The organism is Marilutibacter aestuarii, assembly GCF_006546775.1.
GTDB lineage: Bacteria > Pseudomonadota > Gammaproteobacteria > Xanthomonadales > Xanthomonadaceae > Marilutibacter > Marilutibacter aestuarii.
In genome coordinates this window covers 1-13301 of the sequence record NZ_VICE01000095.1, presented here as the reverse complement: position 1 = coordinate 13301, position 13301 = coordinate 1, and the positions used below count along the sequence as shown (strand labels likewise).

12 protein-coding genes and 1 pseudogene are annotated in these 13301 nt (G+C 70.3%); 5 read left to right on the top strand and 8 right to left on the bottom strand.

The window, feature by feature from the left end; genetic code table 11:
* Positions 1-351 precede the first annotated feature (351 nt).
* The 5 genes and pseudogenes from FKV25_RS10180 to FKV25_RS16495 all read left to right on the top strand — a co-directional run.
* A pseudogene (locus FKV25_RS10180) lies at positions 352-2085 on the top strand (S8 family peptidase); the annotation flags it as partial.
* The gene (locus tag FKV25_RS16500) at positions 2074-2457 is read left to right on the top strand and encodes a proprotein convertase P-domain-containing protein (RefSeq protein ID WP_246072048.1); all 384 of its coding nucleotides are present in this window, start codon (positions 2074-2076) and stop codon (positions 2455-2457) included. The pseudogene FKV25_RS10180 and the gene FKV25_RS16500, both read left to right, overlap by 12 nt.
* A 178-nt stretch (positions 2458-2635) precedes the next feature.
* Positions 2636-4468, top strand: a complete 1833-nt coding sequence (locus FKV25_RS10175) for a putative nucleotidyltransferase substrate binding domain-containing protein (RefSeq protein WP_170218609.1) — start codon at positions 2636-2638, stop codon at positions 4466-4468.
* A complete protein-coding gene (locus FKV25_RS10170) occupies positions 4465-5085 on the top strand; it encodes an exonuclease domain-containing protein (RefSeq protein WP_141518692.1) in 621 nt (206 codons plus the stop codon). Before FKV25_RS10175 ends, FKV25_RS10170 begins: the two co-directional genes overlap by 4 nt.
* A gap of 308 nt (positions 5086-5393) precedes the next feature.
* The gene (locus FKV25_RS16495) at positions 5394-7373 is read left to right on the top strand and encodes a serine protease (protein WP_246072046.1); all 1980 of its coding nucleotides are present in this window, start codon (positions 5394-5396) and stop codon (positions 7371-7373) included.
* Positions 7374-7466: 93 nt separating this feature from the next.
* Here the strand turns inward: FKV25_RS16495 and FKV25_RS10160 are convergent, their stop codons facing one another.
* From FKV25_RS10160 to FKV25_RS16250, 8 genes are all read right to left on the bottom strand, one after another.
* Positions 7467-7895 (bottom strand): hypothetical protein, encoded by a 429-nt coding sequence (locus FKV25_RS10160; RefSeq protein WP_141518691.1) that lies wholly within the window; start codon positions 7893-7895, stop codon positions 7467-7469.
* Between the two features lie 302 nt (positions 7896-8197).
* Positions 8198-8362 carry a 50S ribosomal protein L33 gene (gene rpmG / locus FKV25_RS10155; RefSeq protein ID WP_141518690.1) on the bottom strand — a complete coding sequence of 55 codons (165 nt, stop codon included), beginning with the start codon at positions 8360-8362 and terminating at the stop codon, positions 8198-8200.
* A gap of 13 nt (positions 8363-8375) precedes the next feature.
* Complete coding sequence (gene rpmB / locus FKV25_RS10150) at positions 8376-8612, bottom strand: 50S ribosomal protein L28 (RefSeq protein WP_141518689.1); 237 nt, start codon at positions 8610-8612, stop codon at positions 8376-8378.
* A 285-nt stretch (positions 8613-8897) separates the two neighbouring features.
* Positions 8898-10727, bottom strand: coding sequence for a DUF885 domain-containing protein (locus tag FKV25_RS10145; protein WP_141518688.1), 1830 nt, complete (start codon positions 10725-10727; stop codon positions 8898-8900).
* Between the two features lie 82 nt (positions 10728-10809).
* Complete coding sequence (locus tag FKV25_RS10140; RefSeq protein ID WP_141518687.1) at positions 10810-11148, bottom strand: lipid-A-disaccharide synthase N-terminal domain-containing protein; 339 nt, start codon at positions 11146-11148, stop codon at positions 10810-10812.
* A 4-nt stretch (positions 11149-11152) separates the two neighbouring features.
* A complete protein-coding gene (locus tag FKV25_RS10135; RefSeq protein WP_141518686.1) occupies positions 11153-11881 on the bottom strand; it encodes a glycosyltransferase family 2 protein in 729 nt (242 codons plus the stop codon).
* A 130-nt stretch (positions 11882-12011) separates the two neighbouring features.
* Complete coding sequence (locus FKV25_RS10130) at positions 12012-13004, bottom strand: NAD-dependent epimerase/dehydratase family protein (RefSeq protein WP_141518685.1); 993 nt, start codon at positions 13002-13004, stop codon at positions 12012-12014.
* Positions 13001-13301: hypothetical protein (locus tag FKV25_RS16250; RefSeq protein ID WP_211345411.1), on the bottom strand; the 301-nt coding region annotated here is incomplete at its 5' end. The genes FKV25_RS10130 and FKV25_RS16250, both read right to left, overlap by 4 nt.

Here is a 13301-nt window from a genome sequence, read left to right as displayed (position 1 = left end):
GATTTTAGAAGTTTTTGAGGAAAACAAAGAGGTCTCCAGACCCTCACTCGGCGTACACCTGTCCTCGGCTCGTCGACACATGAATCGCCTGACCCATGCATCAGGCCCAGTGTTGCGAATCACTTACCACTGTCATGGACGTGGTGGCCAAGGACTCTTCGGGAATGGATCTCCGATCGCGGGTGGCGGCAGGATCGCCGCTGCCCGCGGTCAACCTCATGCAGGGAGATGTGATGGCGAGATGCCGGCCACAGGGGGAGTGGCATCGCCGTTGTCGTAACGCCATCGATTGATCCGGTTCCAGTTTTTCGTCCGGCGCCGCCTGGCCCCGGACCACCATCGGGGAAACAGATGCAGACACGTTCGAACCGCGGCATGCGCACGCATGCCCTCGCCGCCGCGACCGCGGCCGTCATCACCACCCTGCTTGCCGCGCCCGTGTTCGCGGCCGGGGATGGCATGGTCAACCTGTCCAGCCTGCAGTCGGGCGAGACCCACGACCGCTTCATCATCAAGTACAAGGAAGGCAGCGCCCAGCGCGCCAGCGCCACCGCGATGGGGCGCTCCCTGGACCGCGCGGCCGCCGCCACCCTGCACGGCCGGGCCCTGGGCCTGACCCGGCTGCGCCACATGGCCACCGGCGCCGACGTGCTGCGCACGCAGAAGCGCCTCAGCCGCCAGGACGCGGCCGACCTCATGCAGCGCCTGGCCGCCGACCCGGACGTCGAGTACGTCGAGGTCGACCAGCTGATGTACCCGACGGCGACGCCGAACGACACCTATTACGCCAGCTACCAGTGGCATTACTTCGAGGCCGCCGGCGGCATCAAGGCCGACCAGGCCTGGGAGCTGAGCGACGGCGACGGCGTGGTCGTGGCGGTGATCGACACCGGCATCACCAGTCACAGCGACCTCAACGCCAACGTGCTGCCGGGCTACGACTTCATCAGCGACACCGGGATCTCCGGCGACGGCAACGGACGCGACAGCGACCCCAGCGACCCGGGCGACTACGAGGGCGGCAACAGCTCCAGCTGGCACGGCACCCACGTGGCCGGCACGATCGCGGCGGTGACGAACAACAACCAGGGCGTGGCGGGCGTGGCCCACGGCGCCAGGATCGTGCCGGTGCGCGTGCTCGGCACCGGCGGCGGCTACCTGTCGGACATCGCCGACGGCATCGTCTGGGCCTCGGGTGGCAGCGTCAGCGGCGTGCCGGCCAATGCCAACCCGGCCGAGGTCATCAACATGAGCCTGGGCGGCGCCGGCGCCTGCTCGGCGACCTACCAGAACGCCATCAACGGCGCCGTCAGCCGCGGCACCACGGTGGTCGTCGCGGCCGGCAACGACAACGCCAACGTCAGCAACTACAACCCGGGCAACTGCAGCAACGTCGTCAGCGTGGCCTCCACCACCCGCACCGGCGCGCGTTCGAGCTTCTCGAACTATGGCGCCATGATCGACGTGGCCGCCCCGGGCAGCGACATCGCCTCGACCGTGAATGCCGGCAGCACCACCCCGACCACCGAGAGCTATGCGCTGATGTCCGGCACCTCGATGGCCGCCCCGCACGTGGCCGGCGTCGTCGCCCTGATGCAGTCGGCGGCGGGCGGTTCGTTGTCGCCGGCCCAGGTCGAGACCCTTCTCAAGGACACCCTGCGCCCCTTCCCGGCCAGCACCGATCGCGACATCGGCGACGGCATCGTCGACGCGCTGGCCGCGGTCCAGGCCGCCGCGGGCGGCACGCCGGACCCGGACCCGGATCCCGATCCGACCCCGGGCAACGAACTGCAGAATGGCGTGGCCAGGACCGGACTCGGCGCGAGCACCGGCAATGACCTGACCTTCACCCTGCAGGTCCCGACCGGCGCCTCCAACCTGAACTTCGCGCTCTCCGGCGGCAGCGGCGACGCCGACCTGTACGTCAAGCGCGGCAGCGCCCCGACCGACAGCAGCTACGACTGCCGGCCGTACAAGAGCGGCAATGCCGAGACCTGCAGCTTCGCCAGCCCGCAGGCCGGTACCTACCATGTGCGGGTGAAGGCCTATTCGACCTTCTCGGGCGCCAGCCTGGTGGCCAGTTACAGCGCCGGCAGCGGCGGCGGTGGCAACACCCCGCAGACCTACAGCAACACCGCCGACTACACGATCAACGACAACGCCACGGTCGAGAGCCCGATCAGCGTGTCCGGTCGCAGCGGCAACGCGCCGTCCAGCACCCGCGTGGACGTGGACATCCGCCACACCTACAAGGGCGACCTCAAGGTCGACGTGGTGGCCCCGGACGGCAGCGTCTACAACATCCACAACCGCAGCGGCGGCAGCGCCGACAACGTGATCGGCTACGTCAACCTGAACCTGTCCAGCGAAGCCATCAACGGCACCTGGAAGCTGCGCGTCAACGACAATTACACCAACGATACCGGCTACATCAACAGCTGGAGCATTACGTTCTGATACGGCTTCCCATGTCGTCTTCCAAGCAGTAGATACGCATTTTCCCGGGCCTGGACTGACCCGGTTGACCGGATTCCGGTCATTTCGACGCCCCGGCCCCTGCCGGGGCGTTCTTGCATCCGGGCCCCGTCGAAAGTCGGGCATGCAGGCGAGCCTCCGAAGTGGCAGGCTGCAGGCCATGGACAGCGTGCCCGGCCTCGACCTGAGCCAGCCTCCCTTCGACCTGCTCGACGCCGGCCAGCAGGCGCGCCTGCGCGCGGCGGTGGACATGGGCTTCCATCCGGCCGGCACCACCATCCTGACCGCCGGCAGCGACTCTCCCCACGTGCACGTGATCCTGAAGGGCGTGGTGCGCGCCTGGGACGAGCGCAGCGAGGGGGCCACGCTGTTCGCCGACTTCGGCCCCGGCGACCTGTTCGGTGCCTGGGCGGTGATCGCCGGCCGCGCCCGGCATCGCTACGTGGCCGAGGAGGACGTGCTCGACTTCCTGGTGCCGGCCGGGGTGTTCCGGCAGCTGCTGGCCGACAATCCGGCCTTCGCGGCCTTCTTCCACGAAGGGCTGTCGTTGAAGCGGCGCATCGCCGCCGGCGACCAGCAGCCGTCCGAGTTGTCGGAGCTGATGCTCACCCGCGTGCGCGACGCGCAGCTGGCGCCCGCGGTGCGGATCGCCGCCGCGACGCCGATCCGCGAGGCCGCCTCGCGCATGCGCGAGGCCCGCGTCGACTGCCTCCTGGTCGAGGGCCGTCGCGAGGCCGATGCCGATCCGCTGGGCATCGTCACCCGCACCGACCTGCTCGACGCGCTGGCGCTGGACGCGCGACCGCCCGACGCCGCGGTCGGCCCGCTGGCGCGGCGCCCGGTGATCGCGGTGCGCGCCAACGACGTGCTGTTCCAGGCGCTGGTGACGATGACCGAGCACCACATCGAACGCGTGCTCGTCGACGACGACGCCGAGGGCGTGCTCGGCACCCTGGGCATGGCCGAAGTGCTGGCGCACTACGCCAGCCACTCTCACCTGATCAGCCTGCGGCTGGAGCGCGCGGCCACGCTGGACGACGTCAGCGCCGCCGCGCGCGAAATGACCACCCTCGTGCGCCACCTCCACGCACAGGGCGCGCGCATGAGTTACCTCATGGAGCTGGTCTCCGCGCTCAACGGCCGCATCCTGGGGCACGTCTTCGATGCCGTGGTGCCGGCGGCACTGCGCGATCGCGCCTGCCTGCTCGCACTCGGCAGCGAGGGCCGCCGCGAGCAGATCCTCAAGACCGACCAGGACAACGCCCTGGTGCTGGAAGACGGCTTCGAGTGGGACGGACTGGCCGACGCCATGCAGCGCTTCGGCGATGCACTGGCCGACATCGGCTACCCCCCCTGCCCCGGCGGCGTGATGGTGCGCAATCCCGCCTGGCGGCTCAGCGTCGACGGCTGGCGTGACCGGATCGAGCACTGGCGCCACGATCGCGACCCCGAGAGCGCGATGGCGCTCTCGATCGCCCTGGACGCCCGCCCCGTGGCCGGCAATCCGGCGCTGTTCGAGCCGGTCGGCGCGGCGATGCGCGCGCTCGGCCGCGATGAGATCCTGCTCCGCGAGCTGGCACGCAGCACCCTCGCCTTCTCGACGCCGCTGACCCTGTTCGGTCGCATGCGCGGGTCCGCCGAGGGGATCGACCTGAAGAAGGGCGGGATCTTCCCGCTCGTCCACGGCATCCGCGTGCTGGCCCTGCGCCACGGCGTGTCGCGGCACAACAGCTTCGACCGCTGCGCCGCGCTGATGCAGGCGGGCGCGCTGTCGTCCGAGCTGGGGCGCGACGTGCCGCAGGCGCTGGCGGTGATGATGCGCATGCGCCTGGGCGCGCAGTTGCAGGCCCTGGCCGACGGCCGCGACGCCGACAACCGCGTCGACCCCGCCCGCCTCCGGCGCCTGGACCGCGAGCTGTTGCGCGATGCCCTGCGGGTGGTGAACGCCTTCAAGGACCACCTGCGCGACAGTTTCCAGTTGCGGGCCGGATGATGTGGCCGGCCTGGCGACGCTGGCGCGACCGGCGCCTGCACGGGACCGGGCCCTGGGGGGCCCTGCTCGCCGCGCCGCCGGGCGGCCAATGGGTGTCGCTTGACCTGGAGACCAGCGGTCTTGACCCGGGCCGCGACCGCATCCTGTCGATCGCGGCGGTGCCGATCGTCGGCGACCGGGTCTGCCTGTCGCAGCGCTTCGAGGCGATCGTCAGGCCCGCGGCCGGCGCATCGCCACCCGACCTGGATGCGCTGCGCCACCATCGGCTGCGCCCGCAGGACCTCGCCGGCGGCCTGGCCCTGCAGGACGCGGTCGCGAGCCTGCTGGACTGGCTCGGGCCGCGACCGCTGGTCGGCTACCGGATCGGCTTCGACGTCGCCATGCTCGATGGCGTGGTTCCCGGGATCACCGGGTTCGCGCTGCCCAATCGCCGTATCGACATCGCGGCCCGTTACCGCGCCCGGCACCGTCACCGCGCCCCCGAGGCGGCTGTCGACGAGACCGGCTTCGAGGCGCTCGCCACCGCCCTGGGCATCCCGCAGCTGGGCCGCCATACCGCACTGGGCGACGCTACGACCGCGGCCCTGTGCTGGCTGGCCCTTGAGGCGGGCCGCTGAACAGGCGGATCGCCCAGCCGGCGATCCGGGCGGGCGCCACGTAACCTTGTGAAATCAATCACATTTTCCAGCGCCAAGAATTATTTGATTTGACCCGTGATGGTGTCCGCGGTAACTGATGGAGGTCGGGGCCTCGTCGCTGGGGCGGCCTTGCCCCGCCCCAGCGCCAGCGTTGCGCCCGGACCGGGCGGAGCCCGGCATGCCCTTCGGGGCCCAACCACGCATCCCCTGCCGTTGGACCGCAGACCGCGCATGCGATGCGTCAGGTGGCCGATCCGCCACCTTCATTATGAAAAGGGAGAGACATGATGAAGTCGAACGACATGCCTGTTGCTTCACCCCGCCGCGGGGTCCGCGTCCTCGCCGGGACCGGCCTGGGTGCGGCCGCCACCAGCGCCCTGGCGCTGGCCCTGATGGGCCCTGCCCCGACGGCCCATGCCCAGGACGCGGTGATCACCACCACGCCGCGACCCGCCCCCATCGTGGTCGGCGTGCCGCGCCGCTCGCGCATCATCCTGCGCGGCCGCTCCGGCACCGCGTCCGACGGCGGCTCACCGAGCGCCACGACGATCACCACGCCCGATGCCAGTTTCATCAAGGTCCACTTCGACCACTTCGAGTTGCCGGCCGGCGTCGTGCTCGAGGTCTCCAATCCCGAGCGGACCGAGGTCTACCAGTACCGCCAGGGCCAGTTGGACGCGCACACCGTCGACCCCGACATGGGCCAGAACGGGATCAGCAGCTTCTCGGCGATGTCGATCAGCGGCCCCACCGCAGTGCTGCGCCTCGTCGGCGAGGCGACCGAGCCCTGGTCGAGCCGCCACAGCGTGGACATCTCCAGCTACCTGGAGGGCTACCCCGAGGAGATGCTGCCTGAACTGCAGAGCGAGGGCCTGTTGTCGACCAGCGGCGACGTCGGCGCGACGTCGATCTGCGGCAGCGACGACAAGCGCCCGGTCGCCTGCTATGTCGACAGCGACCCGGACGCCCATGACCGCTCGCGCCCGGTCGGCCGCATGCTCAGCAGCGGCGGCAGCCTCTGCACGGTGTGGCGCGTGGGCCCGGACAACCGGCTGTTCACCAACAACCACTGCATTTCCACCCAGGCCGGCGTCAGCGGCGCCGAGTTCTGGTTCAACTACCAGCAGGCCAGTTGCACCAACACGGCGACCGCCACGGTGACCAAGGTCACCGGCAACCAGATGCTGCGCACCGACGAAGCGCTCGACTACACCCTGTTCACCGTCAACGACTTCGCCTCGCTCGCCTCGTTCGGCTACCTCGGACTGGACGTCGGCTCGCTTGCCGTCGGCGACGGGCTGTTCATCGCCCAGCACCCGGGCGGGCGCAAGAAGGAACTGGGCGTCAACGACGGCAGCGCCGCCTGCACCATCAAGACCACCAACGGCTCGGGGACCAGCGGCAGCCCGGGCAGCGACATCGGCTATACCTGCGACACCGAGGGCGGCAGCTCGGGTTCGCCGGTGATCTCGCGGGCGTCGAACAAGGTCATCGCCCTGCACCACCTGGGCGGTTGCAACAACCAGGGCGCGAAGATCTCGCGCATCTGGCCGCAGGTCGCCAGCTACTTCAACAACCAGGTCCCCGATGGCGACGACGGCGGCGGCACCGATCCCGATCCGGATCCGACGCCGGGCAGCCTGCAGAAGGGCGTGCCGGTGAACGTCAGCGGCGCGCAGGGCGCCGAGACCCGTTACACGATCACCGTCCCGGCCGGCGCCAGCAACCTGGGCTTCACCACCAGCGGCGGCAGCGGCGACGCCGACCTGTACGTCCGCTTCGGCTCGGCCCCGACGACCAGCACCTACGACTGCCGTCCGTACAGGAGCGGCAATGCCGAGAGCTGTACCTTCGCCAGCCCGCAGGCCGGCACCTGGCACGTGATGCTGCGCGGCTACAGCGCCTACAGCGGGCTGTCGCTGGTCGCCGACTACGCCACCGGCGGTGGCAGCGGCGCGCCGTGCACGGGTTGCACCGCCTATACCGGCTCGCTGTCGGGCACCGGCAACAGCGCGGTGCAGCCCAACGGCAGCTACTACCAGTCCGGCGCGGGCGCGCAGAAGGGCTGGTTGCGCGGCCCCGCGGGGACCGACTTCGACCTGGAGCTGTACCGCTGGAGCGGCTCGGCCTGGAGCAAGGTCGCGCAGTCGACCACCGCCACCAGCGAGGAGTCGATCAGCTACAACGGCACCGCCGGCTACTACTACTGGCGGATGGTCTCCTACTCGGGCAGCGGCAGCTACACCGTCTGGCTGGACACGCCCTGACCCCGGCGCGTCCACGCCCGTTCCCTACGAGCCCCGGCCCCACGCCGGGGCTCGTCGCATCCGGCACCCGGGCCACTGCGATCGACGCGGGGTTCACGATTCGCAGGCGGCGTAGGGAGAGCCGTCCACCAGGGCCTGGCGACGCGGCGACAAGGGCGGCCCGCCCTTCCAGCCACGATCGAAGCCATCGACGCGAAGGGTCTGCGGCACCTCGCCCTCGTTGAACAGGAACACCACGGGGCGTTCACCGCCGGTGTAGGGAAACACCGCACGTGCGATGCCTTCGTAGGCGGGCCCGAAGTAGGTCCAGCTGACGTCCGGGCGGCTCACGCGATCGGTGTGCCCATCCACCGTGATCTCCAGCCCATCCGGGGCGACCACGATGCGGGGGCCGGTGCTGCAGTCGCCGCCCGGTCCATAGCTGCCGAAGGCCTCGGCGAAACTGCCGGGAGGCAGTGGTGCGTCTGCATGCGCCAGCGGTGCCAGCAGCAGGAGGGCGAGGATGGGCAACGGACAGGTCATGACAGCCTCCGGGCACGCGCTCATGTCGACGAGAACGCGGGGGCCTGGACGCAACGGACACGGTGCGCGGACGCCTGCGGGGCGGACGCGCGACGCAGGACGCGAAAGGCGGGGTCGCGTCGTGCGCCGGGATGACGGCTGGGAAGTCGCGTTGGGCGCTGGGGTCGTGCGCCGGCGCGTCGAACGGGCGCATGCCCCGGAACGCAAACGGCCCGCCTTGCGGCGGGCCGTCTGGATCCCGGCTTTCGCCGGGGTGACGCATTGGCAAGGGCGGTTCCGCTACGCGGAGCCGCGCCGTTGCATCACTTGATCTTGCCTTCCTTGTACATCACGTGCTTGCGGACGACGGGATCGTACTTCTTGATCTCCATCTTGGCAGGCGTGTTCTTCTTGTTCTTGTCGGTGGTGTAGAAGTGGCCGGTGCCGGCCGAGGAGATCAGGCGGATCTTGTCGCGCTTGGAAGCCATGGTTCAGTCCTCCTCAGACCTTTTCGCCGCGTGCGCGGAGATCGGCCAGGACGGCGTCGATGCCGTTCTTGTCGATGGTGCGCAGGGCCTTGGTGGAAATACGCAGCTTCACCCAGCGGTTCTCGCTGGCAACCCAGAACCGGCGCTCGTGCAGGTTGGGCATGAAACGGCGGCGGGTCTTGTTCATGGCATGCGAGACGTTGTTGCCGGTCGTCGTACGCTTGCCGGTGACTTGGCACACTCGGGACATTACGCACCTCGTAATTTGTTTTCGCGGACGGATCCGCAAAACGCTTGATGATGCTTCCCTTGGCCAGGGAGGCGGCGGCCCCAGCGCCGACCGGGGTATCCGGGGCGATGCGCGATACGGGAGGGTGGACGGCCTCGCTGCCAGGCGGTGGGCGGAATCGCGCTTCCGGGCCACCCGGCGGGGTCGAAACGACCTGCCGGACACAGCGAGCCGGGCATTATGCCTGCCCGGGGGCCGCCACGCAATACTTATCCACAAGCCCGGGGCGGCGCGCCCGACGGCGGGTCAACCGGCTTTGTCTCCGGCGTCGGCACGGGCCGCCACCCGGGTTTCGGCGATCCAGCGCCGCACCTCGGCCTCCAGCACCGGCAGCGGCAGCGAGCCCTGGCGCAGGATCGCGTCGTGGAAGGCCTTCACGTCGAAATCCGCGCCCAGCTCGCGCTCGGCCTCGGCGCGCAGCTTGACGATGGCGATCTCGCCGAGCTTGTAGCTCAGGGCCTGGCCGGGCCAGGAAATGTAGCGGTCGACCTCGGTGGTGACTTCGTGCTCGCTCAGCGCGGTGCGGTCGCGCAGATAGGCCTGGGCCTGTTCGCGGGTCCAGCCCTGGGCATGCACGCCGGTGTCGATGACCAGGCGGCAGGCCCGCCACATCTCGTAGGTCAGGCGGCCGAATTCTTCGTATGGGGTCTGGTAGATGCCCATCTCCTGGCCGAGTTTCTCGGTGTACAGGGCCCAGCCCTCGCCGTAGGCGGAGATGTAGGACTCGCGCCGGAACGCGGGCTGCCCGGTCTGTTCCTCGGCGAGCGCGCCCTGCAGGGCATGGCCGGGCGAGGCTTCGTGAAGGGTCAGCGCGGGCAGGTTGTACAGCGGCCGCGACGGCAGGTCGTAGGTGTTGACCCAGTAGGTGCCCTTGCCGCCGCGTCCGGCGGTCCAGAACGGGGCGATGTCGTCGGGCACCGGGATGATCGTGAAGCGTCCGCGCGGCAGCGTGCCGATGAACTTGCCGACCTCGCCGTCGACGCGCTTGGCGATCCACGCCGCGCGATCGAGCAGGCCCTGCGCGGTGGTCGCGTAGAAGCGCGGATCGGTGCGCAGGAAGTGCAGGAAGGCGGGGAACACGGCCTGCCCGGCCGGCGGTTCGAAGCCGGTCCGGGCGATGACCGCGTCCATCTGCGCCTGGATCCGCTCCACTTCGGCCAGGCCGATGGCGTGGATTTCGTCGGGCGACAGGTCCAGGGTGGTGTAGCGGCGGATCTGCTGCCGGTACCAGGCCTCGCCACCGGGCATCCGCGACGCGCCCAGGGTGGTGCGGGCGCGCGGCACGTATTCCTCGCGGAAGAAGGCCAGCAGGGTCCTGAAGGCCGGCACCACGCGGTCGCGGATGACCGTGCGCGCGGCCTGGCGCAGGCGCGCCTGTTCGGCGGCGGGGATGCGTGCGGGCAGGTGGCGGAACGGCGCGTAGAGGTTGGCCTGCTCCGGGTCGTCCAGGCCGGCGGTCGCCGCGATCGAGGCGTCGCGGCCGTCGAGCACGGCGCGCGGGACGCTGAAGCCCCGGTCGAGGCCGGCGCGCATGTTGGCGATCTGCGCGTCGAAATAGCGCGGCACGTCGTCCAGGCGGGCGATGTAGGCCTCGGCGTCGTCGACGTCCTCGAAACGGGTGCGCGCCATGAAACCGAGGTTCGACCAGAACGAGGAGTCGGAATTGAAGGGCATCTCGTAGCCCCGCAAGCGGACCTCGGCGGCGAGGTTCTCCACCTGCGGGCGGTACACCGCCAGGTTGATGCGGTTCGCCTCCGACAGGCTGTCGACGTCGAGCGCGTCGAGTTGCGCCAGCACGTCCTCCCAGACTGCCAGGCGCGCCCGTTGGCTGGCCGCGTCGACCGAGGGCATGCGACGGTTGCCGGCGGCGCCCTCGCTGTCCTCGTCGGCGCCGCCGGACTCGCGCTGGCGCCAGTCCCATTCGCGGGTATGGATGGCCTCGAAGCGGGCGTCGGCGGCGGATGGCGCCGGAGCCACGCTGGCGGTCGCCGGCGTGGCGGCGCCGGCAAGGCAGGGGGCGAGCGAAAGGGCGAGGCACAGCGGCGCGAGGGCCAGGGCCAGGGCGGCAGGACGCATGGGCGATCGGAACTCGGTGGCGTGAACCCCGATTCTCGCATCCCCGGCCCGCGGCGACTGTGCGGGCCCGGGCGCGTCGCGCTCAGTGCGTGGCGCGGTCGCGATGCCAGCCGCGGTGGCGGATGTCCAGGTACAGGCTGTAGGCCGCGGTGAAGGACGGGAACAGGTTCTGGATCACGCCGACCGCGTCCTGCTTCTGCGAGAACAGGAAATAGCTCAGCGTCATCGCGCTGCCGACCAGGCTCATGTACCAGAACAGGCGCGGGATCACCGGCTTGCCGTGCTTGCGCGAGGCCACGAACTGCACCAGCCAGCGCCCGCCGAACATGGTCGCGCCGGTCAGGCCGATCAGTTTCCAGGGCGACATGTACAGGCCGGTCCACTCGAGCCAGACGATCGGTTGGTTCATGAAGTCGCCCATGCGCTCAGATCTCCTCGGTGCGGGTCACCTTGCCGCGCTTGATCAGCCAGGCCACGCCGCGCAGGTCGCTGATCCCGACCAAGGCGCGGTTGAGGTTGTTGTACTTGGACACGCCGGCGGTGCGGTGGCGGTGGTTGACCGGCACGCTGACCGTCTTCCAGCCGGCGCGCTGCATCAGCGCGGGCAGGTAGCGATGCATGTGGTCGAAGTGCGGCAGTTCCAGGAACGCGGCGCGCTCGAAGAGCTTGATCCCGCAGCCGGTGTCGGGGGTGTCGTCGCGCAGCATGCGGGCGCGGATGGCATTGGCCCACTTCGAGGCCCAGCGCTTGCTGCCGCTGTCCTGGCGGTCGACCCGCCAGCCGGCGAACAGGCGCGTGTCGGGGTCGGCGCGGTCGCGCTCGGCGAGCAGCCGCGGGATGTCGGCCGGGTCGTTCTGGCCGTCGCCGTCGAGGGTGGCGATCCACTCGCCGCGCGCGGCCTTGATCCCGTTGCGCACGGCCGTGCTCTGGCCGCTCTGGGTGGCGTGGTGGATGACGCGCAATTCGGGCACCTCGGCCTTGAGCGCACGCAGCACGTCGAGGGTGTCGTCTCGCGAATGGTCGTCGACGTAGATGATCTCGAAGGGCACCACGCCGCGCAGGGCGGCGGTGATCTCGTGGACCAGCGGGGCGGCGTTGTCGCGCTCGTTGAACACGGGCACGACGACGGAAAGCGAAGGAGGGGTCGGCGTCATGGTCGGGGATGTTGTCCGTGGGCGTTGGCACGGGAAAAGCCGCGGTCGCGGCTGGCGCTCATCCTACTCTGCCGGGGACCGGGAAGCCGAGCGGCGCCGGGGTGCCGCCGGCGGCACCGGCAGGCATCGTTCAGGCATGTTCGCCGAAGTAGTCGCGGCACCAGTCGACGACCCGCGGCAGGCCGGCCTCGATCGAGGTACGCGGCTCGAAGCCCAGGGCCTCCCGCGCGCGCACGGTGTCGGCCATGGTCTCGACCATGTCGCCGGGCTGCATCGGCTTGTAGACCTTGCGCGCCTCGCGCCCGGCGGCCTGCTCGATCACCTCGATGAAGCGCTCCAGCTCGACCGGGGTGTGGTTGCCCAGGTTGAACACGCGGTGCGGCGGGATGCCGTTGACGCAGGCCGGCGGCGGGTGGTCGAGCGCGGCCAGCACGCCGGCGACGATGTCGTCGATCCAGGTGAAGTCGCGACGCATCCGGCCGTTGTTGAACACCTCGATCGGGCGTCCGGCCAGCACCGCGCGGGAGAACAGCAGCGGCGCCATGTCCGGTCGGCCCCAGGGCCCGTAGACGGTGAAGAAGCGCAGGCCGGTGGCGCGCAGGCCATAGAGCTGGGCGTAGGTGTAGCCCATCAGTTCGTTGGCCGCCTTGGTCGCCGCATACAGCGAACGCGGCTTGTCGATGCGCTGGTCCTCGGAGAACGGCGGGGTCGCCGAATCGCCGTAGACCGACGAGGAGCTGGCGTACACCAGGTGCTCGACGTGGCGGTGGCGGCACAGCTCCAGCAGGTTGACGAAACCGGCCAGGTTGCTGTCGACGTAATCGTGTGGGTGCGTGAGCGAGTAGCGCACGCCGGCCTGGGCGGCCAGGTTCACCACGCGCACGAAGCCGAACTCCTCGAACAGCCCGGCCAGGCCGTCGCGATCGCCCAGGTCGAGCGCGCGGATCTCCACGTCCGGGCACAGCGCGGCGACACGGTCGTGCTTGAGCCGGGGGTCGTAATAGGCGTTGAAATTGTCCAGGCCGACGACGGCCTCGCCGCGCGCGCGCAACGCGCGGCAGACGTAGGCGCCGATGAAGCCGGCGGCACCGGTGACCAGGACGGGGGGCGGGGTGTCGTTCATGGCAGCTCGTGGCGGCCGGCCTTTGCGCCGGGCTCGGGATGGATGTCGAAGGCCAGCGACAGGCGCAGCCGCGCCGCCGCTTCGCACAGCCAGGTGCCCAGTTCGAAGCCGAAGCTCTCGCCGGCGGACAGGCCGACCGCCAGCTCGCAGCGACCGCCCTCCCCCGCCAGTGCCTGCAGGGCGGGCTGGTGCGGGGCCAGGCGGTCGAGCTGGCGTCGCATGAAGGCCTCGAAGGGCTCCTCGGCCCAGGCCCGCGCTCCGCCCGCGGCCAAGCCGTCGTCGGTCAGCGGCGCGGTG

What these genes read in the sequence shown, in the direction of transcription:
- FKV25_RS10175 (WP_170218609.1), top strand. Translation starts at nt 2,636, where the DNA reads ATGGACAGCGTGCCCGGCCTCGACCTGAGCCAGCCTCCCTTCGACCTG.
- FKV25_RS10170 (WP_141518692.1), top strand. Translation starts at nt 4,465, where the DNA reads ATGATGTGGCCGGCCTGGCGACGCTGGCGCGACCGGCGCCTGCACGGG.
- FKV25_RS16495 (WP_246072046.1), top strand. Translation starts at nt 5,394, where the DNA reads ATGAAGTCGAACGACATGCCTGTTGCTTCACCCCGCCGCGGGGTCCGC.
- FKV25_RS10160 (WP_141518691.1), bottom strand. Translation starts at nt 7,895, where the DNA reads ATGACCTGTCCGTTGCCCATCCTCGCCCTCCTGCTGCTGGCACCGCTG.
- rpmG (WP_141518690.1), bottom strand. Translation starts at nt 8,362, where the DNA reads ATGGCTTCCAAGCGCGACAAGATCCGCCTGATCTCCTCGGCCGGCACC.
- rpmB (WP_141518689.1), bottom strand. Translation starts at nt 8,612, where the DNA reads ATGTCCCGAGTGTGCCAAGTCACCGGCAAGCGTACGACGACCGGCAAC.
- FKV25_RS10145 (WP_141518688.1), bottom strand. Translation starts at nt 10,727, where the DNA reads ATGCGTCCTGCCGCCCTGGCCCTGGCCCTCGCGCCGCTGTGCCTCGCC.
- FKV25_RS10140 (WP_141518687.1), bottom strand. Translation starts at nt 11,148, where the DNA reads ATGGGCGACTTCATGAACCAACCGATCGTCTGGCTCGAGTGGACCGGC.
- FKV25_RS10135 (WP_141518686.1), bottom strand. Translation starts at nt 11,881, where the DNA reads ATGACGCCGACCCCTCCTTCGCTTTCCGTCGTCGTGCCCGTGTTCAAC.
- FKV25_RS10130 (WP_141518685.1), bottom strand. Translation starts at nt 13,004, where the DNA reads ATGAACGACACCCCGCCCCCCGTCCTGGTCACCGGTGCCGCCGGCTTC.